The organism is Streptomyces sp. A1277, from assembly GCF_004795015.1.
Classification (GTDB): domain Bacteria; phylum Actinomycetota; class Actinomycetes; order Streptomycetales; family Streptomycetaceae; genus Streptomyces.
Map to the genome: position 1 here is coordinate 46,723 of NZ_SSBI01000010.1, position 23,616 is coordinate 70,338.

23 protein-coding genes are annotated in these 23,616 nt (G+C 71.3%); 10 read left to right on the forward strand and 13 right to left on the reverse strand.

The features are described 5' to 3' along the window. Positions 1 to 29 precede the first annotated feature (29 nt). Entirely contained in the window at positions 30 to 1,787 is a 1,758-nt protein-coding gene (locus tag E6R18_RS09135; RefSeq protein WP_136316353.1) for a discoidin domain-containing protein, read from the forward strand. 22 nt (positions 1,788 to 1,809) lie between these two features. Next, positions 1,810 to 2,259 (forward strand): DoxX family protein, encoded by a 450-nt coding sequence (locus E6R18_RS09140; RefSeq protein ID WP_136316441.1) that lies wholly within the window; start codon positions 1,810 to 1,812, stop codon positions 2,257 to 2,259. Positions 2,260 to 2,436: 177 nt separating this feature from the next. On the opposite strand, the gene E6R18_RS09145 is transcribed toward E6R18_RS09140, so the two are convergent. Further along, positions 2,437 to 3,732 (reverse strand): tetratricopeptide repeat protein, encoded by a 1,296-nt coding sequence (locus E6R18_RS09145; protein WP_240799665.1) that lies wholly within the window; start codon positions 3,730 to 3,732, stop codon positions 2,437 to 2,439. Positions 3,733 to 3,945: 213 nt separating this feature from the next. Between E6R18_RS09145 and tgmA the strand changes: the two genes are divergently transcribed. The 3 genes from tgmA to E6R18_RS09160 are packed head-to-tail and all read left to right on the forward strand — an operon-like array spanning position 3,946 to position 6,308. Further along, the gene (tgmA, locus tag E6R18_RS09150; RefSeq protein ID WP_136316354.1) at positions 3,946 to 4,233 is read left to right on the forward strand and encodes a putative ATP-grasp-modified RiPP; all 288 of its coding nucleotides are present in this window, start codon (positions 3,946 to 3,948) and stop codon (positions 4,231 to 4,233) included. Between the two features lie 3 nt (positions 4,234 to 4,236). Further along, complete coding sequence (locus tag E6R18_RS09155) at positions 4,237 to 5,214, forward strand: MvdC/MvdD family ATP grasp protein (protein ID WP_240799666.1); 978 nt, start codon at positions 4,237 to 4,239, stop codon at positions 5,212 to 5,214. Beyond that, positions 5,211 to 6,308 (forward strand): protein-L-isoaspartate(D-aspartate) O-methyltransferase, encoded by a 1,098-nt coding sequence (locus tag E6R18_RS09160; protein WP_168712309.1) that lies wholly within the window; start codon positions 5,211 to 5,213, stop codon positions 6,306 to 6,308. Before E6R18_RS09155 ends, E6R18_RS09160 begins: the two co-directional genes overlap by 4 nt. A gap of 63 nt (positions 6,309 to 6,371) precedes the next feature. Here the strand turns inward: E6R18_RS09160 and E6R18_RS09165 are convergent, their stop codons facing one another. The 7 genes from E6R18_RS09165 to E6R18_RS09195 all read right to left on the reverse strand — a co-directional run bounded on the left by E6R18_RS09165 (position 6,372) and on the right by E6R18_RS09195 (position 12,859). After that, positions 6,372 to 7,412 (reverse strand): hypothetical protein, encoded by a 1,041-nt coding sequence (locus tag E6R18_RS09165; protein ID WP_136316356.1) that lies wholly within the window; start codon positions 7,410 to 7,412, stop codon positions 6,372 to 6,374. Further along, positions 7,409 to 7,975 (reverse strand): sigma-70 family RNA polymerase sigma factor, encoded by a 567-nt coding sequence (locus tag E6R18_RS09170; protein ID WP_136316357.1) that lies wholly within the window; start codon positions 7,973 to 7,975, stop codon positions 7,409 to 7,411. Before E6R18_RS09170 ends, E6R18_RS09165 begins: the two co-directional genes overlap by 4 nt. A gap of 175 nt (positions 7,976 to 8,150) precedes the next feature. Then, complete coding sequence (locus E6R18_RS09175) at positions 8,151 to 8,951, reverse strand: SDR family NAD(P)-dependent oxidoreductase (protein WP_136316358.1); 801 nt, start codon at positions 8,949 to 8,951, stop codon at positions 8,151 to 8,153. Beyond that, positions 8,948 to 10,108: a serine hydrolase domain-containing protein gene (locus E6R18_RS09180; RefSeq protein WP_136316444.1), complete on the reverse strand. Its 1,161-nt coding sequence runs from the start codon at positions 10,106 to 10,108 to the stop codon at positions 8,948 to 8,950. Before E6R18_RS09180 ends, E6R18_RS09175 begins: the two co-directional genes overlap by 4 nt. Before the next feature lie 156 nt (positions 10,109 to 10,264). Then, a complete protein-coding gene (locus E6R18_RS09185; RefSeq protein WP_136316359.1) occupies positions 10,265 to 11,038 on the reverse strand; it encodes an ABC transporter ATP-binding protein in 774 nt (257 codons plus the stop codon). Continuing rightward, the gene (gene cbiQ, locus E6R18_RS09190; RefSeq protein ID WP_136316360.1) at positions 11,035 to 11,796 is read right to left on the reverse strand and encodes a cobalt ECF transporter T component CbiQ; all 762 of its coding nucleotides are present in this window, start codon (positions 11,794 to 11,796) and stop codon (positions 11,035 to 11,037) included. Before cbiQ ends, E6R18_RS09185 begins: the two co-directional genes overlap by 4 nt. 1 nt (position 11,797) lies before the next feature. Further along, entirely contained in the window at positions 11,798 to 12,859 is a 1,062-nt protein-coding gene (locus E6R18_RS09195) for an energy-coupling factor ABC transporter permease (protein WP_136316361.1), read from the reverse strand. Positions 12,860 to 13,067: 208 nt separating this feature from the next. Here E6R18_RS09195 and E6R18_RS09200 point away from each other — a divergent pair, with 208 nt between their 5' ends. Next, positions 13,068 to 13,421: an SsgA family sporulation/cell division regulator gene (locus E6R18_RS09200; protein WP_136316362.1), complete on the forward strand. Its 354-nt coding sequence runs from the start codon at positions 13,068 to 13,070 to the stop codon at positions 13,419 to 13,421. Between the two features lie 182 nt (positions 13,422 to 13,603). Here the strand turns inward: E6R18_RS09200 and E6R18_RS09205 are convergent, their stop codons facing one another. Both E6R18_RS09205 and E6R18_RS09210 read right to left on the reverse strand, forming a co-directional pair. Then, positions 13,604 to 15,832: an MMPL family transporter gene (locus E6R18_RS09205; RefSeq protein ID WP_136316363.1), complete on the reverse strand. Its 2,229-nt coding sequence runs from the start codon at positions 15,830 to 15,832 to the stop codon at positions 13,604 to 13,606. 128 nt (positions 15,833 to 15,960) lie between these two features. Continuing rightward, on the reverse strand, positions 15,961 to 16,533 hold the full coding sequence (locus E6R18_RS09210) for a TetR/AcrR family transcriptional regulator (protein WP_136316364.1): 573 nt from the start codon (positions 16,531 to 16,533) through the stop codon (positions 15,961 to 15,963). Positions 16,534 to 16,787: 254 nt separating this feature from the next. On the opposite strand from E6R18_RS09210, the gene E6R18_RS09215 reads away from it, so the two are divergent. Then, positions 16,788 to 20,072 (forward strand): S41 family peptidase, encoded by a 3,285-nt coding sequence (locus E6R18_RS09215; RefSeq protein ID WP_136316365.1) that lies wholly within the window; start codon positions 16,788 to 16,790, stop codon positions 20,070 to 20,072. A gap of 168 nt (positions 20,073 to 20,240) precedes the next feature. On the opposite strand, the gene E6R18_RS09220 is transcribed toward E6R18_RS09215, so the two are convergent. After that, a complete protein-coding gene (locus tag E6R18_RS09220; protein WP_136316366.1) occupies positions 20,241 to 20,825 on the reverse strand; it encodes a DinB family protein in 585 nt (194 codons plus the stop codon). Between the two features lie 214 nt (positions 20,826 to 21,039). Between E6R18_RS09220 and E6R18_RS09225 the strand changes: the two genes are divergently transcribed. The 3 genes from E6R18_RS09225 (at position 21,040) to E6R18_RS09235 (ending at position 22,892) form a co-directional block, all read left to right on the forward strand. Continuing rightward, positions 21,040 to 21,828: a polysaccharide deacetylase family protein gene (locus tag E6R18_RS09225; protein WP_136316367.1), complete on the forward strand. Its 789-nt coding sequence runs from the start codon at positions 21,040 to 21,042 to the stop codon at positions 21,826 to 21,828. Between the two features lie 122 nt (positions 21,829 to 21,950). Then, complete coding sequence (locus tag E6R18_RS09230) at positions 21,951 to 22,523, forward strand: dihydrofolate reductase family protein (protein ID WP_136316368.1); 573 nt, start codon at positions 21,951 to 21,953, stop codon at positions 22,521 to 22,523. 156 nt (positions 22,524 to 22,679) lie between these two features. Then, the gene (locus E6R18_RS09235; protein ID WP_136316369.1) at positions 22,680 to 22,892 is read left to right on the forward strand and encodes a hypothetical protein; all 213 of its coding nucleotides are present in this window, start codon (positions 22,680 to 22,682) and stop codon (positions 22,890 to 22,892) included. On the opposite strand, the gene E6R18_RS09240 is transcribed toward E6R18_RS09235, so the two are convergent. After that, on the reverse strand, positions 22,874 to 23,302 hold the full coding sequence (locus tag E6R18_RS09240; protein ID WP_136316370.1) for an ATP-binding protein: 429 nt from the start codon (positions 23,300 to 23,302) through the stop codon (positions 22,874 to 22,876). The genes E6R18_RS09235 and E6R18_RS09240 overlap by 19 nt on opposite strands. Continuing rightward, positions 23,299 to 23,508, reverse strand: a complete 210-nt coding sequence (locus E6R18_RS09245) for a hypothetical protein (RefSeq protein ID WP_136316371.1) — start codon at positions 23,506 to 23,508, stop codon at positions 23,299 to 23,301. The genes E6R18_RS09240 and E6R18_RS09245 overlap by 4 nt, the downstream gene beginning before the upstream one ends. Positions 23,509 to 23,616 lie beyond the last annotated feature (108 nt).

Below are 23,616 nucleotides of genomic sequence, written 5' to 3' on the forward strand. Positions count from 1 at the left end.
CAACTCCCCCCACCCGCAAGGAGCGTCACATGCACCATCCCCCCACCCGTACCGCCCGGCGCCTCGTGGCACCGGTGGCGGCGGCCGCCCTGCTCGGCGGCGGACTGCTCGCCCTCCAGGCGCCCGCGGCCCAGGCGGCCGGCAACGTCGTGAAGGTCACCGGTTCGCAGGGCGACTGGCAGCTGACGGTGGACGGTTCGCCGTATACGGTCAAGGGCCTCACCTGGGGCCCCTCGGTCGCCGACGCCGAGAAGTACCTGCCCGATGTGGCGTCGATGGGCGTCAACACCATCCGCACCTGGGGCACGGACGCCACCAGCAAGCCGCTCTTCGACACGGCGGCGGCCAACGGCGTCAAGGTGATAGCCGGCTTCTGGCTCCAGCCCGGCGGCGGCCCCGGCAGCGGCGGCTGCGTCAACTACCTGACGGACACGCAGTACAAGAACGACATGCTCGCCGAGTTCCCCAAGTGGGCCGACACCTACAAGGACAACCCCGGCGTCCTCATGTGGAACGTCGGCAACGAGTCCACGCTCGGCCTCCAGAACTGCTACGGCGGCGACGAGTTGGAGGCCCAGCGCGACGCGTACACCTCTTTCGTCAACGACATCGCCAAGAAGATCCACGAGGTGGACCCGAACCACCCGGTCACCTCCACGGACGCCTGGACCGGCGCCTGGCCGTACTACAAGAAGAACGCCCCCGACCTCGACCTGTACGCCGTGAACGCCTACGACGCGGTGTGCAACGTGAAATCCGACTGGGAGCAGGGCGGGTACGACAAGCCCTACATCGTCACGGAGACGGGACCGGCCGGTGAGTGGGAGGTGGACGACGACGCCAACGGCGTACCGGACGAGCCCACCGACACCGCCAAGGCCGAGGGTTACACCAAGGCGTGGGGCTGCGTCACGGGCCACACCGGAGTGGCACTCGGCGCCACGCTGTTCCACTACGGCGTAGAGGACGACTTCGGCGGCGTCTGGTTCAACCTGCTGCCGGGCGGCGAGAAGCGGCTCTCGTACTACGCGGTGAAGAAGGCGTACGGCGCCGACACCTCGGGCGACAACACCCCGCCGGTGATCACGGACATGGCCGTGGACAACGCCACCGAGGGCGTCCCGACCGGCAGCGACGTACACGTCACCACCCGCACCACCGACCCGGACGGTGACGCGATCACCTACCAGGTCCTCTTCAGCAGCAACTACATCGACGAGAACAAGGCGCTCGTCCCCGCCGAGACCACGGACAACGGCGACGGCTCCCTGACCGCGAAGGCCCCGGGCAGGACCGGCGTCTACAAGGTGTACGTGAAGGCCACGGACGGCCACGGCAACGTGGGCATCGAGACCAAGTCCCTCAAGGTGGTCCCGCCGAAGGTGGACGGCACCAACGTCGCCCAGGGCAAGCCCGCCACGGCCTCCTCCTTCCAGACGGACCCCACGGGCGGCTGCCCGTGCGGCGCGGAGAACGCGGTGGACGGCAGGTTCGACACCCGCTGGGCCGGCGACTGGAGCGACCCGCAGTGGCTCCAGGTCGACCTGGGCGCCTCCACGGCCATCAAGCACGTGCAGCTCGCCTGGGACCCGGCGTACGCCAGGTCCTACGAGATCCAGACGTCCGAGGACGGCCAGAACTGGACGACCGTGAAGTCCGTGACGGACGGCAACGGTGACATCGACGACCTCGACGTCACCGGCACCGGCCGCTACGTCCGCGTCAACGGCACCGAACGCGGCTCGGGCTACGGCTACTCGCTCTACGAGTTCGGCGTCTACAGCTGACCGGAGGACGGCACCAATGATGATGATCACTCGCCTGGACCGCGCCCGGCCCTACGTGCTCGGTCTGTTCCGCATCGTCATCGGGCTGCTGTTCACCTGCCACGGGATCGCCTCGGTCTTCGGCACCCTGGGCCGCGCGCCCGAACCGGCGGGCGCCTGGCCCGGCTGGTACGCGGCCGTCATCCAACTGGCCGCCGGCCTCCTGGTGGCACTCGGCCTCGGTACCCGTACGGCCGCGTTCCTGGGCTCCGGCTCCATGGCGTTCGCGTACTTCGACGTCCACCAGCGGGCGGCCCTCCTCCCGATCGAGAACGGCGGCGAATCCGCGGCCCTCTTCTGCTGGGCCCTCCTGCTCCTGGCCTTCACCGGCCCGGGCGCCCTGTCCGCGGACCGGCTCCTCACCACCTCCCGCGGAGCCACCCGGGAGGACACGGGGACACGGCAGGAGCAGCACCCGGGCGTGCCCGTTTGAGGGAACGGACACGCCACCGACGGCCTCCCGGGACTGCCCCCGGGAGGCCATTCGGGGGACACCCCCGGCCTCGCGACCCCACCCCCATCAGCGGCAGGTGCCGGATTCCGGAACCCGGCTGCTTCCGCTACCCCTCCGCCGGCACGGCACCACGCCGGCGGTCTCCTCAGCGGTGGACTACGTCGACGTGAAGTAGCTCCGCCCGAGCCCTCCCGAGCCGTGCGCCCCTTTGCCCATGGCTCGGGACCGCTCCAAGAGGTCTCGTGCCGCCACGTTGCCCTGGTACGGCCTGATCAGGGCCTGCATTTCATCGATTCGTTCATCGCACCGGCCCGATTGGACCATCGGGTAGTCGTCCAGGGCCGTATTCCACGTCGCGCAAGCCTCTTCGAGGTGTCCGAGCCTCAACTGCCGTTCGGCGAGTACGGCGTGATGACGCACCCGGCTCCGCCGGTAGACCGAATTCCGCAGGGCGTTGGACTCCGCCATGGATGCGACAGATCCGGCTGTATCGCCCAGCTCGTACCTGACCTGACTCACGTGGTAGGTGAGCGCGGATGGATCGTACGAGCCAAAGGCCCTCTCGCCGGACTCCGCCTTCTCCATGGCTGCCTCTGCCTCCTTCACAAATCGGAGGGCAGCCGCCTTCTCGCCGGTCTGGGCGTACGAATGCGCCTGCTGCCCGGCGAGGAAGGCTCTCATGCGAGGACCGGCCTGCGGGGAGGCCGCTGCTGCGGCATCGGCGAGCCGGACCGCTCGTGCGCCATGGCCGAGGTCCACCGCTTGCAGGCTCATGCCCCGAAGGGTGGTGCAGTACGTCAGGTGGTCGTCGGCGTGGCCCGCCAGTTCGAGCGCCTGGAGGTAGTACCGCTGGGCCAAGCCGTGATAACCCTCGTCCACGGCCATGTACCCCGCGAGGTAGCAGAGGTCGGCAGCCGCTGAGAGCATGCCCTTCCGCACATCCTCCGGGGCATCGGCCTTGAGGTAAGCGGCGACCGTGTTGACGATGAAGGACGCCGCCATGGGCCGTGCGTGCCGACCGCCGAACTGGTCGTCCAGCTCACTCACCCGCTCGGTCATCGCCATGACCATGTCCACCTCTCCCCAGCCGATGCGGGAGCCGTGCCCGGTCTGGATCGCCTCGGCCCTGCCCACTAGGTCCGGCCAGCCGGGGATCGTCAGGGCGACGGAGAACAGTGACGCGCCGAGGACACTCCTCCGAGACGGGTCCATGTCGAGCCTCCCGAGATCGACCAGGTCTTCCACCGTATCCGTGGTGCTTGAAGGCTCGTCGCTCTCGGCGAAGCCGACTTCCGCCACGGTCACCGGTCGAGCGAGTCTGCGGGCAAAGGCTTCGCGGATCAAGGGCCGTACGTTCTTGCGCGGCTTGCTTCCGGTAAGCCACTGATGCACCGACGCCTCGGTGTACTTGAGGCGCATGCCGGCCTCGGTACCCGCGCGGTTGATGGCCATGGCTAGTTGGCTGTAAGTCCACTGACTCTCGGTAAGCAGTCTGGCCAGTCCCCCGGCCCGGTCCATCGCAACCATGCCTGCCACCCCCCGGTCCGCGACCGTTCTTAAGGCTCTTGAGTCCTGACGCAGCACTCAACGTATCGCTGCGGGTGTCCGTGCGGTTACGTATTCGTCAGCACGATCCCTGCCACTCGAAATCGGAGGTAGTTCCCCGTGACTGCGTCGCGCGTCCCCTTCGGTGCCCAGGCACCGTCTCCCACGTTCGTGGTGACCATCGATCCGAGCACGTTCGTCTACGACGAAGACCGGCAGCTGAACATTCTGCCGGACGGCCGCCTATGGGCGGATGAGCCGATCGCGGCGTCGTCCACGGCGACGAACAACGACACCCAGCCGGGCAATCCGCCCGACGAGCAGCAAGACCCCTACGCGTTTCCGGACATCGATCCCGGCACGGCCCCGAGCAACCACCTGCTCGCGCCTGCCGGGTCCGCGGCGTAAACCGTGATCTCGCCGCGCGGGCAGGTGCTGGTTGTCGCCGAACAGCTCGACCCGACAGCCGATCTCGTGGTTCAGGCGCTCGCTGCTCTCAAGGTGCCCGTGCTGCGGTTCGACTTGGCCGAGTTCCCTCAGTCGATCGTCCTCTCCGCAGAGCACCGGGACGAGGCTCCCGGATGGAGCGGCGAGTTGTCGAGCGGTCGGCGCGCGGCGCAGCTCAAGGAGGTCCGGGCCATCTACTACAGGCGGCCCGGCCTGCCGGTGGTGTCGCCGCAGATCCTCGACGCCTACAAGAACTGGGCGCTGTCCCAGGCAGTCGTAGGGATGGTGCAGATCCTCTCGTCCCTTCCCGTCGTATGGATGCACCATCCGGACGTGTACCGTGCCAGCGCGCACAAGCCGGGGCAGCTCGTCACGGCCACAACGGCCGGCCTGCGAGTGCCCCGGTCCTTCGTGGGAAACAGCCTGGCCGCCGCCCGGGCGTGGGGCGAGAGGATCGGCGGGTCGCTGGTCTGCAAGCCGATCGCCGCGGCTTCGATCAACCTGCCGGATGCACCGCCGAGCATGCTGCCTACGCGGCAGCTCGACGTATCGGAGCTGGACGAGTCCTTGGAGTTGACCGCTCACTATCTTCAGGAGTGTGTCCCGAAGGACTTCGAGGTCCGCTTGACTGTCGTGGGTCAGCGGATGTTCCCCGTGGCCATCCATGCCCGCTCCGAGCGGGCGAGGACGGACTGGCGGAGTGACTACGACGCCTTGGAGTACGAGCCCGTGTCGATCCCGGAGGAAGTGGCCTGCGGGGTGCGCCGCTTCATGGCGGCTCACCGGCTCAACTATGGGGCGTTCGACTTCGCCGTCAGACCGGACGGTCAGTGGGTCTTCTTCGAGTGCAACCCGGCCGGCCAATGGCAGTTCATCGCCAAGGCCACGGACCTTCCCATCGCCGAGGCGCACGCCTCCCTGCTGCAAGGAGCGGTCTCTTGAGCTACCCGGACACCGAGGTGACGAAGGCTTTGCGTTCCGCGCTCGCGCAGCAACTGGCCGACGAGGGGGACCTCCGTTCCCCGGAGTGGCGCAACGCTGTGGAGGACACGCCCAGACACGTCTTCGTGCCGGTCTTCTACCGTCAGGCGCAGGGCGGTTGGGAGGCCGTGGGCGCCGGTGACGCCGGCTACTTCGACGCCGTCTACGGCAACACCGCGCTCACCACCCAGGTGACGGACGGGGCCGCCACGTCGTCGTCGAGCATGCCGGGCCTCATGGTGCAGATGCTCGAAGCGCTCGGCGTCGAGGACGGGGACAAGGTGGCGGAGGTCGCCACCGGGACCGGGTACAACGGCGCGCTGATCTGCCATCGGGTCGGGGACGAAAACTTCTCCACGATGGAGGTCGACGCGGGGCTCGCCCGTCTCGCGAGGGCCCGTCTCGGGGAGGTGGGCCATGCCCCGACCGTGCTCACGGGCGACGCGAGGGCCGGGTTCCCTGGGGAGCATCTGTTCGACCGCGTGATCGTCACATGCGGCTTCGACACCTTCCCGTACGCGCTGGCCCGCAACGTCCGGCCGGGTGGTGTCATCGTCTGTCCGCTCGGGTGGGGCAACGCCCGGCTGACCGCTGAGGCGGACGGAAGGCTGGAGGGTCACTTCCTGGCGGGGGGCTCGTACTTCATGAAGGTGCGCGAGGAGGGCGCTACGGGCGCTGTCCCGTACCCCGGTGAGCCGGAGGCCGTCAGCGAGCGGGCCGTGGCAATCGACCTGTCCGCGTCGCGGTCGGACGGGTTCGGCTTCGTGCAGTCTCTCGTGCTGGGCGCGATCGGCGAGGCGACCGAACTGGACGCCCTGGGCCGGCCGAACGGCTACCGCGTGTGGAGCCGGGACGGCTCGTGGGCGCACGTACAGGACGGGCTCGTGCGCCAGGGCGGACCCCGCGCCCTCTGGGACTCGGTGGAGCACGCTCACTCGTGGTTCGCCGCGCACGGGTCTCCGGAGCGTGAGCGGTTCGGGGTGACGGTGACGCCGGAGGGACAGGGCTTCTGGCTCGATGAGCCGGGGCAGGTCGTGCCCACCGGGCGGATCTGAAGGGGGAACAAACGGCCTCCCGGGGGCTGTCCGCCCCCGGGAGGCCGTGTGCCGGGCCGGGTGTCAGCCCGTGGTCTTCGCCGGGCCCACGCTCAGGTAGGTCGAGCGGCGGACGACGTGGCCGGGCCTGTCGTGCTCGTCGTGGTCGACCTCCAGGATGCGGCCGTCGGACGGGGAGACGATCCAGTGCTGGCGGAGGATCGGGCCGGGTTCCAGCTTGTAGCCCTTGGGGTTTTTCCCTTCCGTGGCCGGGCTGAAGCCCCAGTCCTTCGGGTTCTGCTCGGTGAAGCGCTTGTCCCACTTCCAGGTGATCCGGGTGCCGGAGCGGCCGACCGCGTCCTTCACGCCCTCCTTCACCGTGGCGCCGGGAGTCTTCGCCAGGACGCGGAAGACCGCGGCTCGCACCTTGTTGGTGATGGGCGCGCTGATCAGCAGCTCACCGGCCTGCCGGACGGTCTGCTCCGCGGCGGCGTCGCTCCCCTTGGTTCCGGCGGAAAGTGCGCGGCGCAGTGCGTCCGGCTCGGCGGGCAGGTTCTTGAGGTGGTCCCAGTCCACCCAGCCCTTGCCGACGGCCCACTCGCGTTCCGAGTCGAACTGCTTGACGGCGGTCGTCCCGTCCTCGCTCTTGATGGTCATCGAGTCACGGCTCAGGTAGATGGTGTCGGTGGAGGCCCGGTTGCCCTCCACCCACCCCGTCACCACGGTCTTCCAGTACGGGGCGGTCACGTCCTCGTTGGAGACGTGCTCGGCCACCGTCTCGGTGCTGATGTGATCGGCCATGGTGGTGAACACCTCGGACGCCGACGCGCTGGCCGCCGGGCCGTCGCCGCCGATGTCGGTGACCGGGAGGATCGCGGCGCCCACCGCGACGGCCGCGACCGCGGCGGCGAGGGCGAACACCCGGTTACGGCCGAAGCGGGGCTTGACGACCTTGGCCGGGACGATGTCCTGGGCGTCCGCGGCGTCCGCCGCGATGGCCCCCAGGACCAGGGAGTGGGCCCGGGCCTGGACGGCCGGGTCGAGCGGTTCGGTCCGGCCGGCGCGCTCCAGGGCGGCGGCGCCGGGGAAGTCGAGAAGGTCCTTGTGCTGGTCCTCGTGCGTCATGCGAAGTCTCCCGTCAGGGTCGTACGGGTGGTTCTGGAAAGTCCGTCGCGCAGCCGGGTACGGGCCCGGTGCAGACGGGAACGTGCGGTGCCCGCGGGCACGCCGACGGCGGCGGCGGCCTCGGCGGGGGTCAGCTGCTCCCAGGCCACGAGCAGCAGCAGTTCGCGCTCGTTCTCGGGGAGTTCGGCGAGTTTCTTGCGCAGCTCCGGGCCGACGGCGGCCGCGTCGAGGCGCTGGTCGACGGCCTGCCAGGGGTCGGCCGTCGTGGCGTCGGGGTGCGGCTGCTGCTCGCGGGCGGCGGCGCGTGCCACGGCCTGCCGGTGCCGGGACAGTACGTTGCCGGCGACGCCGAACAGCCAGCCCCGGGCGGAGCCGCGCGCGGCGTCGAACGTCTTGCGGTGGGCGTATGCCTGGAGCCACACCTCGGAGAGCAGGTCGTCGGCGGCTCCCGGCGCGCGGCGTACGAGGTAGCCGTGCAGGGCCTGGGAGTGCCGGGCGACCAGCGGCTCGAAGGCCGTTGGCTCGCGTGCGGAGCGAGCCAGCAGATCCTCGTCCGGGTCCATGGAGTCTCCTGTCCGAGCCCGCCGGGCGGCGGTCTCACCCCGTACTTGCACATCGGCGGGGTGAGCGTTCGCGGGCGGGCCCGGGTGGGCGCGGCAGCACCCCGCGCCCACGGGCCGGGCGGGGTACGCGGCCCGGCGTCCAGCCCGCCCGCGGTTCGGCGTCCAGCCCGCCCGGCTACCCGGTGACGGCCGCCCGGAAGCCGGTGTTCACCGCGGTCAGCCCGCCGTCCACGCACAGGGAGGTGCCGGTGATCCAGGCCGCGTCGGAGGAGGCGAGGAAGGCGACGGCGGCCGCGATGTCCTCCGGTTCGCCGACCCGGCCGAGGGGGTAGAGGGAGCTGACCCGGTCGAGCTCGGCCTCGCGGCCCGCCCAGGCGTCGGTGCGGATGGTGCCGGGTACGACGATGTTGGCCCGCACGCCACGCGGCCCGGCGTGCCCGGCGAGCGTACGGGTGAGGCTCGCCAGGCCCGCCTTGGCGGCGCTGTAGGCGTGGTTGCCGAAGTCCTGCGTGCCGTTGACCGAGCCGATGGAGACGATCGCGCCCCGCCCGGACGCGGCGAGGTGCGGCATCGCGGCCCGCGAGCAGCGGTAGGCGCCGCCGAGGGTGATGTCCAGGTCGCGGTGCCAGGTCTCGTCCGGCTCGTCCTCGAAGAGCGTGCTGTCGACGGTGCAGGCGTACGCGTTGTTGACGAGGACGTCGAGCCGGCCGAACGCCTCGACGGTGCGTGCGACGGCCGCCTCGACCGCGCCCCGGTCCGCCACGTCGCAGGCCAGCGCCTCGGCCGTGCCGCCGCTGTCCCGGATCTCGGCGGCCACGGCCTCGGCCCGGTCGCCGTCCAGGTCGGTGACGAGGACGCGGGCGCCCTCGGCGGCCAGCAGGCGGGCGGTGGCGGCGCCGATGCCCCGGCCCGCGCCGGTGATCAGGACGGCGTATCCGTCGAAGCGCGCGCGGGCGGCGGGGGCAGCAGGAGTCATAGCGCCGACCGTACCGCGCGTACCAGGGCCTGGGCCCGGGGGTCGGCGGTGACTCCCTTCTGGAGGCCGTTGGTCACGTAGCCGAAGGCGATGCCGGACTCGGGGTCGGCGAAGCCCAGCGAGCCGCCGCGGCCGGGGTGTCCGAAGGAGCCGGGGGCGAGCAGCGGGGCGGCGGGGCCGTGCAGCATGTAGCCGAGGCCGAAGCGGGTGGAGACGACGAGGACCCGGTCCGGGCCCGCCGACTCCTCGGTGCGGGCGAGGGTGAGGGTGGCGGGGGCGAACAGCCGGTGGCCGTCGACCGGGCCGATCATCGCCGCGTAGCAGCGGGCCAGGCCGCGGGCGGTGGCGACGCCGTTGGAGCCGGGGAGTTCGGCGGCCCGGTAGGCGGGGTCGTTCTCGTCGGGGAACGGGTCGATGGCGCCGAACGCCCGCCGGGTCAGCGATTCCGGGTCGCGGTAGGCGTCCACGACCGAGCGCTTGGGGCGCATCCGCAGGGCGCCCGTGTTCGCGTCGGCCGGCGCATCGACCGGGCCGATCCGGCCGATCCGGTGGGCCTCGTCGTCCGGGATGCCGAACCAGAAGTCCAGGCCGAGCGGGCGGGCGATCTCCTCGGCGACCCAGCGGCCGACGGTCCGCCCGGTGACGCGCCGCACGAGTTCGCCGACGAGCCAGCTGTAGGTCTGCGCGTGGTAGCCGTGGGCGGTGCCGGGCTCCCAGGCGGGGCGCTGGGCGGCGACGGCCCGCGCCCCGCTCACCCCGTCGGCGGCCTCCTCGGGGGTCAGCGGCCGGTCCAGGGCGGGGACTCCGGCCCGGTGGGCGAGGAGGTGGCGGACGAGGACGCGTTCCTTGCCGTTCGCCTTGAACTCGGGCCAGTACGTGGAGACCGGGGCGTGCAGGTCGATCTGGCCGCGCTGGTGCAGCAGCAGCGGTACGGCGGCGGCGATGCCCTTGCCGGCGGAGCGGACGACCTGGACGGTGTCGACGGCCCAGGGTTCGGTGCCGTCGACGTCTCTGGTGCCGGCCCACAGGTCGACGACCTTGCGCCCGTGCCGGTACACGGTGACCGCGGCCCCGCGGTCACCGCGCTGCTCGAAGTTGCGGACGAAGGCGTCCCGGACCGCTTCGAATCCGGGCGCCGCCGTACCCCGTACGTCCACCCCTGCTCCGCTCCCGCTCATCCCCCCATGGTGCACGGCACCGCAGGTGGAAGGTGGGCCGGGTCACCGCAAGTTCACCGTCACGGAACAAATGGCACGGGCGGTCCGTACGTCGTCGCGGAGGCCGGACCGCCACCGAGCGAGCCTGCCCGGACCTCACGGTGCCTGGACCGTCACCGAGCGCGGGTCGAAGCCGAAGGGGAGTTCCAGGCGGTGGGCGCGCATCAGGGCCTCGTCGCACAGGAGGTCCTGGGTGCGGTCGTCGGCGGCGATGACCCCGTCGCTGAGGATGACCGCGCGGCCGCACAGCTCCAGCGCGTACGGCAGGTCGTGCGTGACCATCAGGACGGTGACGTCCAAGGAGCGCAGGATGTCGGCGAGTTCGCGGCGGGAGGCCGGGTCCAGGTTGGAGGAGGGTTCGTCCAGGACGAGGATCTCCGGCCGCATGGCGAGGACCGTGGCGACGGCGACGCGGCGGCGTTGGCCGAAGGAGAGGTGGTGCGGCGGGCGGGCCGCGTACTCCTCCATGCCGACCTGCTTCAGCGCTTCCGTGACCCGCTCCTCCAGCTCGGCGCCGCGCAGCCCGCCGGCGGCGGGGCCGAAGGCGACGTCCTCGCGGACGGTGGGCATGAAGAGCTGGTCGTCGGGGTCCTGGAAGACGATGCCGACGCGGCGGCGGATCTCGGCCATGTCGCGCTTGCCGACCGGCAGTCCGGCGACGCGCACCGATCCGGCGCCCGCTTCCAGGATGCCGTTGAGGTGGAGGACCAGGGTGGTCTTGCCGGCGCCGTTCGGGCCGAGCAGTGCGACGCGTTCGCCGCGCTCGACGGTCAGGTCGACGCCGAAGAGCGCCTGGTGGCCGTCGGGGTAGGCGTAGGCGAGGCCGCTGACCTCCAGGGAGGGCGGTACGGGGGCGGGGTCGGGGCTCATGCGGTCCATCCCACCAGACACACGGCGAGGGCGAGCAGCGGGAGGGCCGATGCGTACGCCCACTGGGTGCGCGAGGCGGTCACCTCGTCGATGACCGGCATGGAGCCGGTGTAGCCCCGGCTGACCATGGCGAGGTGGACGCGTTCGCCGCGCTCGTAGGAGCGGATGAACAGGGCACCGGCCGATTTGGCGAGGACGCCCCACTGCCGTACGCCGTGCGCCTCGAAGCCGCGGGAGCGGCGGGCGATGGACATGCGGCGCATCTCGCCGGTGATGACGTCGCCGTAGCGGATCATGAAGGAGGCGATCTGGACGAGGAGCGGCGGCAGCTTCAGGCGCTGGAGGCCGAGCAGCAGGGAGCGCAGTTCGGTGGTGGAGGCCAGCAGCACGGAGGCGGCGACGCCGAGGGTGCCCTTGGCCAGGACGTTCCAGGCGCCCCAGAGGCCGGGGACGCTGACGGAGAGGCCGAGGACGTGGGTCTGCTCGCCGGGCACGACGAACGGCATGAGCACGGCGAACGCGACGAACGGCACCTCGATGAGCAGCCGTTTCAGCAGGAAGCCGGCCGGGATGCGGGCGAGCGCGGTGACCCCTGCGATGAGCAGCGCGTAGAGCCCGAAGGCCCAGACGGCCTCGCGCGGGGTGGAGACGACGACCACGACGAAGCAGAAGACGGCGGCGAGCTTGCAGTGCGGTGGCAGGTCGTGGACCGGTGAGTGCCCGTGCCGGTAGAGCTTGTGGGCGTGGCCCGCACCCATGTCAGACCTTCTCGTCGGTGCGGGTGCCGGCGCCGGTCTCGTCCTTCGTGCGGCGGCGGCGGGAGACGACGTAGAAGGCGCCGCTGCCGGCGACGAGGGTGGCGCCGACGCCGATCACGCCGGCGAGTCCGCCGGACAGCCGGGCGTTGGGGACGTCCTTGACGCCGTAGTCGGCGAGCGGGGAGTCCTTGGCCGCGTGCTCCTTGGCCTCCTTGTCGATGCCCTGGTCGGTGGCGACCTTCTCCAGGCCGTCCGGGTTGGCGGAGGCGTAGAAGGAGACGACTCCGGCCAGCACGAGGGCGGTGATCAGGCCGGTGGCCCACAGGCCACGGGTCGAGCGGTGGGCGGGGGCGGGCTCGGGCGTGGGCGCGGGGGCGTCGACCAGTTCGCCGTCGATACGGAGCTTGAGCGGGGCGGCGAGGCCGCGGGCGCCGTGCACCAGGTCGGGGCGGACGGCGATGACGGCGCCGACGGTCAGCGCGGTGATCAGGGCCTCGCCGATGCCGATGAGGACGTGCACGCCGACCATGGCGGTGAAGACCTTGCCGATCGGGATGTCCGTGGTGCCGCCGATCCAGTACATCAGCGTGAAGGCGCAGGCGGCGGCCGGTACGGAGACCAGCGCGGCGACGAAGGAGGCGACGGTCATGGAGCGGCGGGTGCGCGGCAGCACGCCGACCAGGCCGCGGAAGAGGGCGTAGGCGACGACGGTCGTCACGATGCCCATGTCGAGGACGTTGACCCCGAGCGCGGTGAGCCCGCCGTCGGCGAAGAGGATGCCCTGCATCAGCAGGACGACGGATATGCAGAGCACGCCGGTGTAGGGCCCGACGAGGATCGCGGCCAGTGCTCCCCCGAGGAGATGGCCGCTGGTGCCGGCCGCGACGGGGAAGTTCAGCATCTGCACGGCGAAGATGAAGGCGGCGACGAGCCCGGCGAGCGGCGCGGTGCGCTCGTCCAGCTCGCGGCGTGCCCCCTTCAGGCTGACGGCGACGGCACCGGCGGCGATGACGCCCGCCACAGCGGAGACAGGTGGATTGATGAATCCGTCGGGTACATGCATGGGGGAGGCTCCGCTTCCTGCGTTCCTGCATAGCTGCGCCGGGTGCGCGGGGTCATGAACCTCTCAATGATAGGGCCTTGTTGCAAAGCGTTCGCAAGAGCGCGTGGGCCACAACTGCACAGGACTTCCGCAATGCCCTTTACGTAAAATATGGGACATTAGAGGACAAAGGTGTACGCAGATGTACGCACAGGAGGAGAGCCGGCCCATGTCCCCCGTGATCCATGAACATGCCCGAGCCCGGCTCGTCACCGACGCCCGCGACCTGCCCGTCGTACCCGTCGAGCTGCGGTACGACAGCTCCGACACCCCCGCCGCCGTCCGTGTCGCCTTCCCCGGCGGTACGGAGTGGGCCGTAGAGCGCGAGCTGCTGGAGCGCGGGCTGCGCTACCCGGTCGAGCAGGACGGCTGGCGGATATGGCCGTGCGGCCGGGTGCAGGTGGTCGTGGAACGGCACGACGCGGCCGGTGTCGACGTGGTGCAGTTCGACTGCGCCCCGATGGTCCGCTTCATACGGCGTACGCACCACGAGGCCACGGCGCCCGAGACCGCCCGCGCCTGAGCGCGGCCATGGCGAGAGCCCCCGTGCACTCATGCACGGGGGCTCTCGTCGCCCCGGCCCCCCGTCCCCACAGGTAACCCGGGCTCCCGGGGCCGCGCACCGCTCAGACGCGGCCCCGGAGTCCAGCGGCTTTCGGAGCTCAGCGGCTTTCGGAGCTCAGCGGCTCCCGGAGCCGGTGGGACTCACACGCGGACCAGCTCGCGCTCGCCCCCGCCGTCCGGGCCCGAGTCGCCGGTCGACGGCTCGTCCAGCTCCTTGCGCAGCCCCTCGCCCTCGACGTCCACGTTGGGCAGGGCCCGGTCCAGCCAGCGCGGCAGCCACCAGGCGCGCTTGCCGAGCAGCGCCAGGACGGCGGGCACGATGGCCATGCGGACGACGAACGCGTCGAAGAAGACGGCGATGGCCAGCGAGAAGCCGATCATCTTGATCATCGACTCGCTGGAGCCGATGAAGCCGGAGAAGACCGCCATCATGATCACGGCCGCGGCCGTGACGACCCGCGCCCCGTGCTTGAAGCCGGTGACGATGGCCTGGCCGGGCTTCTCGCCGTGGACGTACGCCTCACGCATACGGGTGACGAGGAAGACCTCGTAGTCCATCGCGAGGCCGAAGACCACGCCCACCATGAAGATCGGCATCATCGACATGATCGGGCCGGTCTGCTCGACCCCGAAGAGCGAGGCGAGCCAGCCCCACTGGAAGACCGCGACGACCGCGCCCAGGGCCGCGACGACCGAGAGCAGGAAGCCGAGCGCCGCCTTGAGCGGCACCAGGATGGACCGGAAGACGATCATCAGCAGCAGGAAGGCGAGGCCGACGACGAGCGCCAGGTAGGGCAGCAGTGCGTCGTTCATCTTCTGCGAGAAGTCGATGTTCATCGCGGTGGAGCCGGTGACGAGCACCTCGGCGCCGGTGTCGGACTTGATGTCCTTGCCCGCGTCGCGGATCGCGTGGACCACGTTCTCCGTCTCGACGGAGCTGGGCCGGTCCTTGGGTACGACGGTGATCATCGCCGCGTCGCCGGCCTTGTTGAAGGTGGCCGGGGTGACGGCGACGACGCCCTTCATGCCGGCGATCTCGTCGCCGACCTGCTTGGCCGCGGCCTTGCCGTCGGAGCTGTCCGCCGTGTCCACGACGACCAGCAGCGGGCCGTTGAAGCCGGGGCCGAAGCCGTCGGAAAGCAGGTCGTAGGCGCGGCGCTGGGTGGTGCTGGTGGGCTGGGAGCCGTCGTCCGGCAGGCCCATCTCCAGCGAGGCGGCCGGTACGGCGATGGCACCGAGGCCCAGGACGCCGACGAGCAGCACCCACACCGGCTTGCGCAGCACGAACCGGGCCCAGCGGGTGCCCATGTTCGGCTTCGCCTCGGGCCTGTTCTCCGCCTCGGCGGCCTTGCGCGCCTTGCGCCCCATGACCCGCTTGCCCGCGAAGCCCAGCAGGGCCGGGACGAGGGTGAGCGCGATGAGGACGGCGATCGCGACCGTCCCGGCCGCGGCGAAGCCCATCTTGGACAGCATCGGGATGTTGACGACGGCCAGGCCGACCAGGGCGATGACCACGGTGAGCCCGGCGAAGACGACCGCGGACCCGGCCGTGCCGACCGCCCGGCCCGCCGCCTCCTCGCGCTCCCGGCCCTCGGCCAGTTCGGCGCGGTAGCGGGAGACGATGAACAGCGCGTAGTCGATGCCGACCGCGAGGCCGATCATCATCGCGAGCGTGGAGGTGGTGCTGCCCAGGTCGAGCACGTTGGCCAGGGCGGTGATCGTGGAGACGCCGATGCCGACGCCGATCAGCGCGGTGAGCAGCGGCAGCCCGGCCGCGATGAGCGAGCCGAAGGTGACGACGAGCACGACCGCGGCGATGGCCACGCCGATGACCTCGGTGGCGCCGGTCTCCGGCATCACCTGGAGCGCGTCACCGCCGATCTCCACGGTCATCCCGCTCTTCTGCGCCGCCTCGCCCGCGTCCTCCAGGGCGTCGCGGGTCGCGTCGGTCAGCTCCATCGAGTTGACCTTGTAGGTGACGGAGATGTACGCGGTCGAGCCGTTCTTGGAGACGGCGTTGCCGGAGTACGGGTCGACGACCGAGGCGATCTGGTCGGAACCGTCCTTCAGCTCGCGGGTGATCTTGTTGACCTCGGCCTTGTTGGCCCGGTCCGTCATCTTCTCGTGCTCGGGGGCCTTGAAGACGATGCGCGCGGTGGCGCCGTCCGCGCTGGCGGCCGGGAAGCGCTGTTCCAGCAGGTCGAAGGCTTTCTGGGCCTCCGTACCGGGGATGGAGAAGGAGCTGGAGGTGGCGGTCGACGCGGAGGCCGCGCCGAATCCGGCGAGCGCCAGCAGTGCCACCCAGATCAGGGCGACATAGCGGCGGCGCCGGAAGACGAGCCGTCCGAGCTTGTAGAGGAATGTGGCCACGGGGGCGTACTCCCGGTCAGGTCGTTGAGTGGAAAGGGGGCGTGGGGAACCAGCCCGACGACGAGAGCGGCGTGTCAGGTGGGGCTTGGGGAGGGGCCGTACGGGAAAGCGCGCGGGGACCGATGCGGTCAGGCTCCGAGAGCGGGGAGGATCACGGAGTCGACGTAGTCGAGGAGGAACGCCTGGTCGACGGGGCGGTCCTCGACCAGCTGCCGAGTGGCGAAGGCGCCGATCAGCATGTGCGGTACGTATCTGAGCGCCGGGTTGTCCGGGCTCACCTCTCCCCGGTCCACGGCTCGGCGCAGCAGCGTGTCGAGACCCGTCATCTCGGGCTCGACCAGCAGTTCGCGCAGGGCCTGGAGGAGGTCGGGGTTGTTGTGGACGGCATGGCTCAGACCCCGCATCAGCGCGGCGTCCTTCTCCATCTGACAGTCGTCACTGCGGCTGAGGACGGCATGGAAGTCACCGCGCAGCGAGCCGGTGTCGACGTCGCCGAGGGTGCCGGGTTTGTTGTGCCGCAGGGCCGTGACGACGAGCGCCGGTTTGTTCCCCCACTGGCGGTAGAGGGTGGCCTTGCTGGAATGCGTACGCGCGGCGACGGCGTCCATCGTGAGGGCGTCGTAGCCGACCTCGCGGAGCAGGTCGAGCACGGCGGCGTACAGCTCGCTCTCACGCTCGGGCGTGAGCCGTGTGCGTGCCATGGGTCGACCTCCTGTTCCCGTGGGACCGGCGGGCGGGGCGTAAGCTGCGTATAAGCAAATCGAACGAAACTGTTTCGTACACGAGAACGGTACTGCACCGCCCCAGCGAAACGGGACAGTTTCGTTTGTGGCCCGCACCACAGAGGTCTCCCTGCCGCGGGGTCCCTCTGCGCGGGGTCTCCCTGCCGCGGGGTCCACCTGCGCGGGGTCTCCCTGAGTTGCCGCCGCCCCCGCGCGCGGAAAGCATGGGTGGGGTGAGTGACGACGTCTCGTATCTCCGGTTCCCGCACCTCCACGAGGATCTGCTCTGCTTCGCGGCCGAGGACGATCTCTGGGTCGCCCCGCTCGCCGCCGAGGGGGAGCGCCCAGGACGGGCCTGGCGGGTGACCGTCGACCGCACCCGGGTCAGCCATCCGCGCTTCTCCCCCGACGGGACCCGGATCGCCTACACGACGTGGCGCAGCTTCGACCCCGAGATCCACCTCGCCCCGGTCTGCGGCGGCCCGTCCCGCCGGCTCACCTACTGGGGCTCGACCGACGCCCGGGTGCGCGGCTGGACGCCCGACCCCGGCGACGCCTCGCAGATCCTCGCCGTCTCCTCGCACAACCAGCCGTTCTCGTACTTCTCCTGGGCCTACAGCGTCCCCACCGACGGCGGCCCCGGCGGCAAGCTGCCCTGGGGCCCGGTCTCGGACATCGCGGTCGCCGACATCGACGGCGAGCGCCGCACCCTGCTGCTCACCGGCACCCCGCCGCACGAACCGGCCGCCTGGAAGCGCTACCGGGGCGGGGCCACGGGCCGGCTGTGGCTGCACGGCGAGCGGCTGCTCCCGGACATCGGCGGGCACCTGGACTCCCCCATGTTCGTCGGCGGCCGGATCGCGTTCCTCTCCGACCACGAGGGCGTCGGCAACCTCTACTCCTGCCGCCCCGACGGCACCGGCCTGCGCCGGCACACCGACCACGACGCGTTCTACGCCCGGCACGCGGCGAGCGACGGGCGGCGCGTGGTCTACCAGTGCGCGGGCGAGCTGTGGCTCGTGGACGACCTGGAGTCCCCCGACGCCGTGCCCCGCAGGCTGGAGGTCCGCCTCGGCGGCCCGCGCGCGGGGCGGCGTACGTACCAGGTGCCGGCCGCGAGCAACGTGGACGCGCTGTCCGTGGACGAGACGGGCCGGGCGAGCGCCGTGTCGGTACGCGGCAGCCTGTACTGGCTCACCCACCGCGACGGGCCCGCCCGCACCATCTCCGACACCCCCGGCGTCCGGGTGCGGCTGCCGGAGATGCTGGGCAGCGGCGGCCAGGTCGCGTACGTCACCGACGCGGAGGGCGAGGATGCGATCGAGATCGCCCAGCTGCCGCGCGCCAGCGGCGACCGCCCGCCCCGCCGGCTCGCCTCCGGCCTGATCGGCCGGGTCCAGGAACTGGTCGCCGATCCGGACGGCGAACGCCTCGCCATCGCCTCGCACGACGGCCGCCTGCTCCTCCTGGACACCGACGAGGAGACGTCTACCGGCGAGCCGACCGAGCTGATCCGTTCCGTCAACGGCCCGGTCCGCGACCTCGCCTTCTCCCCGGACGGCGCCTGGCTGACCTGGTCGCACCCCGGCATCGGCCGCTCGCTGCGCAAGATCAAGCTGGCCCGGATCATGGGCCCCGGCGACCCCGCGGTCGTGGACGTCACCAACGGCCGCTTCGAGGACGAGAACCCGGTCTTCACGGGCGACGGCCGCTACCTCGCCTTCCTGTCCTGGCGCGGCTTCGACCCGGTGTACGACGTGCACACCGGCGACCTGTCCTTCCCGCTCGGCTGCCGCCCCTACCTGGTCCCGCTCTCCTCGGCGACCCCGTCCCCCTTCGCCCTGCTCCCCGACGGCCGGCCCGCGGCGGGCGGCCTGGACCCCATCGACACCGCCGAGGCCGGGGCGGCGGAGGGCTCGACGGTCACCGTCGAGTTCGAGGGCCTGGAGAGCCGGGTCACGCCGTTCCCGGTCGCCGCGTCCAAGTACTCGGCGCTGTACCCGGTCAGCGGCGGCGGGCTGGTGTGGCTGCGCTGGCCGATCTCCGGCGCGCTCGGGGAGACGTTCGCCAACCCGGCGGACATGTCGGGCCGGCCGACCCTGGAGCACTTCAGCATCGCCAAGGCGAAGAAGACGGAACTGGTCAGCCATCTCGACTGGTTCGCCGTCAGCGGCGACGCCTCCCGCCTGGTCGTCATGGACGACGGCGAACTGCGCGCGGTCCCCGCGACCGAGCCCGGCGACCTCGACTCGACCGTCTACCTGGACCTGCGCCGCATCCTGCACGAGGTGGACCCGGCGGCGGAGTGGCGCCAGGCGTACGGCGAGGCGGGCCGCATCATCCGCTCCTACTTCTGGGAGCCGGACATGTGCGGCATCGACTGGCCGGCGGTCCTGGACCAGTACCGCCCCCTGGTCGAACGCGTCGCCACACCCGACGAGTTCGCGGACCTCCTGCGCGAAGTCCTCGGCGAGCTGGGCACCTCCCACGCATACGTCTCCCCCGCCCGCCGCAACGAGGGCCCGCCGCACTACCAGCGCGCGATCGGCCTGCTCGGCGCCAACTTCGCCTGCCGGGACGGCGACTGGACCCTCCTGCGCATCCTCCCCGGCGACTCCTCCGACTCCAAGGCCCGCTCCCCGCTCGCCGGTACGGGCATCCGCGAGGGCGCGGTCCTCACCCACGTGGACGGCCGCCCGGTCGACCCGGTCACCGGCCCCTACCCCCTGCTCGCGGCGGCGGGCGGCACCACGGTCGAGCTGACCTTCCGCCCAGCCGAGGGTCAGGGCCGCTCCCGCCGCGTGGCGGTGGTCCCCCTCATCGACGAGCGCCCGCTGCGCTACCAGGACTGGGTCGCCAAGCGCCGCGAGGTCGTACGCGGCCTGAGCGGCGGCCGGTGCGGCTACCTCCACATCCCGGACATGGGCGGCTCCGGCTGGGCCCAGTTCAACCGCGACCTGCGCATGGAGGTCTCCCGCCCCGCCCTGATCGTGGACGTACGCGGCAACGCGGGCGGCCACATCAGCGAACTGGTGGTCGAAAAGCTCACCCGCACGATCCTCGGCTGGGACCTGACCCGCAACGCCCAGCCGGTGAGCTACGCCTCCAACGCCCCCCGGGGCCCGGTGGTCGCCCTCGCCGACGAGGCGACCTCCTCCGACGGCGACATGATCACCGCCGCGTTCCGCCTGCTGAACCTGGGCCCGGTCGTCGGCCAGCGCACCTGGGGCGGCGTCGTCGGCATGACCGGCCGCCACCGCCTGGGCGACGGCACGGTGATCACGGTCCCGATGAACGCGGCCTGGTTCGACACGTACGGCTGGTCGGTGGAGAACCACGGCGTCGAACCGGACGAGGAGGCCCTGCGCACCCCCCTCGACTGGGCGGAGGGCCGCCACGCGGTGCTGGACGACGCGGTCCGCATCGCCCTGGACCTACTGGCGGCGCACCCGCCGGCCACGCCCCCGACGTATGAGACTGCGCCGAATCGTCGGCGGCCGGTGTTGCCGCCGAGGTAGGGGGACGGGCTCCGGCCCGACCGGCTTGAGCCTCCCGTAAGGGGGAGCCGCCAAGCTGGGTTCATGGACGGCAACGCGCTCTACGCGCATCTTGGTCTTGCGGAACGCAGTAAGCAGAGAAGCGTACGCGTACGGACGCGGTGACCCCACCGCGCCGCCGCCCCGCCCCTACGCGTCCCCGGCCGCCGCCTTCGCCGCCGCCTCGATCTCCGCCCGGTACGCGTCCATGGCCGCCGCGTCCGGCTGCGGTAGCGCGGACGCGGCCGTCGTCCCCGTCGCGTGGTCGAGTCCTTCGCGCAGGATGTCGGCGTGCCCCGCGTGCCGGGCGGTCTCGCCGAGCATGTGGACCATGATGTCGAACAGCTGCACGTCGGGGCTGGACCACCAGGGCACGTGGCCGGGAGCGTCGAGCGCGAGGGCGGCGATCGTCGCGTCCGTGTGCGCCCAGACCCGGCGGTAGTGGTCGATGATCTCGCTCCGGGTCTCCTGCTCGGTCGCCCACATGTCCGCGCCGCGTGCGTCGTCGTCGTCCCACCGGGGCAGGGGCTCGGGGAACGGCCGGTCGAAGACGTCGCCGAAGTACCGGGCCTCCCAGAGCGACAGGTGCTTCACCAGACCCAGCAGGTTGGTCCCGGTCCACGTCAGGGGCCGCCGGATGTCGTACTCGCCGAGCCCGTCGAGCTTCCAGAGGACTGCCTCGCGCGCCTTCCGCAGGTTGTAGTGGAGGCGCTCTTTCGCGTAGTCGTCAGTCATGTGAGCCGACTCTGCCAGCACGGGAGGCGCAGCGGCACCCGTACCCCCACACGCAGCCGGGTTCCGGCCGCGTTTGTCGCCGGTCTCCCGCAGATTTGTCCGCGATCGGTAACAGAGGCATCCTCCGGGCCGACTTCGTATGTCCTCGTGGGGGCAAGGCAGGGCAGGCACGGCATCGGCAGCGACGGCGAAGTAAAAAAAGGGGCGGGCGGACATGGCGAAGCACAAGGGGAGGGCCTGGCACAGCCGGCTTCTCGCGGCGGCTCTCGGGGTCACGGCGTTGGCCGCGGCCACCTCGGTATGGACCGCCCAGGCCGGCACCGCCGACGGGCAGCAGTCGCCGGCGCCCGTGTCGTCGCCGTCCGCCTCCCACCACGACGACCGTCCCGCGACCGAAAAGGTCGCGGAGGACATCGCCCACGCCTCGGACCAGGGCGCCAAGGGTGTCAACATCACCATCGACGACGGCCCGGACCCCACCTGGACGCCCCAGGTACTGCAACTGCTCAAGGACAACGGGGTCAAGGCCACGTTCTGCATGGTGGGCACGCAGGCCCGGGCGTACCCCGACCTGGTCAAGGACGTCGTGGCGGCCGGGCACCGCCTCTGCAACCACACCGTCTCGCACGACGTCACCATGGACACCAAGTCCGAGGCGTACCAGTCCAAGGAGATCCTGGACGCCGAACGGATGATCACCAAGGCGTCGGGCGGCGTCCGGCCGCAGTACTACCGCGCCCCCGGCGGCGCGTTCACCCCGTTCAGCCGCAAGCTCGCCGCCTCGCACGGGATGCGGCCGCTGGGCTGGAACGTCGACACCAAGGACTTCGAGCACCCCGGCGTCGACACCATCGTCGCCACCGTCAAGAGCGAGATATCCAACGGACCGACCGTCCTCTTCCACGACGCGGGCGGGGAACGCTCCCAGACCCTGGCCGCGCTGCACCAAGTCCTGCCCTGGCTGAGGGAGCAGGGGTACTCTTTCGGCTTTCCCGTGCGGTGAGTCGAAGACCTGGCAGGTGGCGGCCGGCCGATGACCTTTCCCGCGCCCGGCAGTCAGAAGACGCAGAAGACTCAGAAGCCGCACCGGCCACCCCACCCCGGACACACCCCAAGGACCTCACCATGCGCACCCTGATCAGCACCGCCTTCATCTCCCTCGACGGCGTTGTCGAGGCCCCCGGCGGCGAGCCCGGCTACCGCAACTCCGGCTGGACCTTCAAGGGCATCGACTTCCTCCCCGAGGCGTTCGAGATCAAGGGCCGCGAGCAGGAGGAAGCGACCGCGCTCCTGATGGGCCGGGTCAGTTACGAGGCGTTCAGCGCCGTGTGGCCGGACATGGCGGACTTCGCCGGGTACAAGGCGATGCCCAAGTACGTCGCGTCCTCCACCCTCACCGAGAGCGAGCTCGCCACGAACTGGGGCGAGACCCACATCCTGCGATCCCTCGATGACGTCGCCGCCCTCAAGGAGACCGAGGGCGGCCCGGTCATCGTCCACGGCAGCGCCACCCTCAACCGCGCCCTCTCGGACGCCGGCCTCATCGACCGCTACCACCTCCTCGTCTTCCCGCTCCTCCTCGGCGCCGGCAAGCGGCTGTTCAGCGCGAGCGACAAGGACACCCAGCACCTGAAGCTGGTCGAGCACGAGGCGTACGCCAACGGCATCCAGAAGAACGTCTTCGACGTCGTCCGCTGAGGGCCGCCCAGGGGAGGCGCATACGGTCTGCGCATGGCTGACGTTCAGCAGGAATGAGGCCGGGTCACCGCCTGGCTCGAACAGCACGCCCCCGACGTCTTCGCCGCTCTCGGCGGCCGGGGGCGCCACGCGGCGATCAGCGCGGCCGAAGCGCGGATGGGCGTCGAGCTGCCGGCGGACCTGCGCCGGTGGCTCCTGGCAAACGACCCCGACGCCGGCCGCCACCCCGACGACCACGCGCCCCTCGTCGCCCTGGGGCGCCCGGGCGTCCTCTCCGGCGGCGGGCTCCTCCTCGGCCTCACCGACATCGAGCGCGTCCACCGCCACAAGATGGAGATGGAGGAGGATGTCTACGAAGCGCCGCGGTGAGTCCCCGATCCCGCCAGCGCCCACCGCCTGACCCCCGGCGCCCGCAGCTCGCACCACACCGTCTTGCGGTACGGGGCCTGCTCCACGCCCCACCGCAGCGCCACCGCGTCCACCAGTTGGAGCCCCCGCCCCGACGTGCCCTCGGCCCCGCTCTCGCGGAGCACCGGCCACACCGTCGGCGCGGGGTCGCTCACCGACACCCGTACCCGCCCGGTGTGCGTCGCGCTCACCCGTAACGTCACCGGCGTGCGCTCCCCCACATGCGTGATCACGTTCGCCAGCAACTCGCTGACGCACAACACGAGATCGCCCGCGTCGTCGCCCTCGAACCGTGCCCGCAGTATCCGCCGCACCTTCGGCACCGCCTGCGGGACCGCCAGGAACTCCCACGTCAGCGGCAGCCCGCTCATCCCCCCGCCGCCTCGCGCAGCACCTCGGCCAGCCGGCGCGCGGTCTCCGTGTTGCAGTTACCGAGCGCGACGAGCGGCGGCCTGGTCGTCCAGCCGGCGAGTGTCAGCGGGTCAACTCCGAGTGACGGCAGCGTGATTTCGTGCGCCTTGAGCGCCGCCCGCAGTGCGTCGATGTCGGGGCCGATGTCGTACGGGGCGTGATCCATGAGGGCCGGTCCACCTTTCGGTTGCTTGCTGTGACGAACACCTCACACGCTGCCGCATCGACCTCTACCTTGAAAGGGGATTCCGCTCCACAGAGCGAAGTGTGAAAG

What these genes read in the sequence shown, in the direction of transcription:
- E6R18_RS09135 (WP_136316353.1), top strand. Translation starts at nt 30, where the DNA reads ATGCACCATCCCCCCACCCGTACCGCCCGGCGCCTCGTGGCACCGGTG.
- E6R18_RS09140 (WP_136316441.1), top strand. Translation starts at nt 1,810, where the DNA reads ATGATCACTCGCCTGGACCGCGCCCGGCCCTACGTGCTCGGTCTGTTC.
- E6R18_RS09145 (WP_240799665.1), bottom strand. Translation starts at nt 3,732, where the DNA reads ATGGCCATCAACCGCGCGGGTACCGAGGCCGGCATGCGCCTCAAGTAC.
- E6R18_RS09165 (WP_136316356.1), bottom strand. Translation starts at nt 7,412, where the DNA reads ATGACGCACGAGGACCAGCACAAGGACCTTCTCGACTTCCCCGGCGCC.
- E6R18_RS09170 (WP_136316357.1), bottom strand. Translation starts at nt 7,975, where the DNA reads ATGGACCCGGACGAGGATCTGCTGGCTCGCTCCGCACGCGAGCCAACG.
- E6R18_RS09175 (WP_136316358.1), bottom strand. Translation starts at nt 8,951, where the DNA reads ATGACTCCTGCTGCCCCCGCCGCCCGCGCGCGCTTCGACGGATACGCC.
- E6R18_RS09185 (WP_136316359.1), bottom strand. Translation starts at nt 11,038, where the DNA reads ATGAGCCCCGACCCCGCCCCCGTACCGCCCTCCCTGGAGGTCAGCGGC.
- cbiQ (WP_136316360.1), bottom strand. Translation starts at nt 11,796, where the DNA reads ATGGGTGCGGGCCACGCCCACAAGCTCTACCGGCACGGGCACTCACCG.
- E6R18_RS09195 (WP_136316361.1), bottom strand. Translation starts at nt 12,859, where the DNA reads ATGCATGTACCCGACGGATTCATCAATCCACCTGTCTCCGCTGTGGCG.
- E6R18_RS09200 (WP_136316362.1), top strand. Translation starts at nt 13,068, where the DNA reads ATGTCCCCCGTGATCCATGAACATGCCCGAGCCCGGCTCGTCACCGAC.
- E6R18_RS09210 (WP_136316364.1), bottom strand. Translation starts at nt 16,533, where the DNA reads ATGGCACGCACACGGCTCACGCCCGAGCGTGAGAGCGAGCTGTACGCC.
- E6R18_RS09220 (WP_136316366.1), bottom strand. Translation starts at nt 20,825, where the DNA reads ATGACTGACGACTACGCGAAAGAGCGCCTCCACTACAACCTGCGGAAG.
- E6R18_RS09225 (WP_136316367.1), top strand. Translation starts at nt 21,040, where the DNA reads ATGGCGAAGCACAAGGGGAGGGCCTGGCACAGCCGGCTTCTCGCGGCG.
- E6R18_RS09230 (WP_136316368.1), top strand. Translation starts at nt 21,951, where the DNA reads ATGCGCACCCTGATCAGCACCGCCTTCATCTCCCTCGACGGCGTTGTC.
- E6R18_RS09235 (WP_136316369.1), top strand. Translation starts at nt 22,680, where the DNA reads ATGGGCGTCGAGCTGCCGGCGGACCTGCGCCGGTGGCTCCTGGCAAAC.
- E6R18_RS09240 (WP_136316370.1), bottom strand. Translation starts at nt 23,302, where the DNA reads ATGAGCGGGCTGCCGCTGACGTGGGAGTTCCTGGCGGTCCCGCAGGCG.
- E6R18_RS09245 (WP_136316371.1), bottom strand. Translation starts at nt 23,508, where the DNA reads ATGGATCACGCCCCGTACGACATCGGCCCCGACATCGACGCACTGCGG.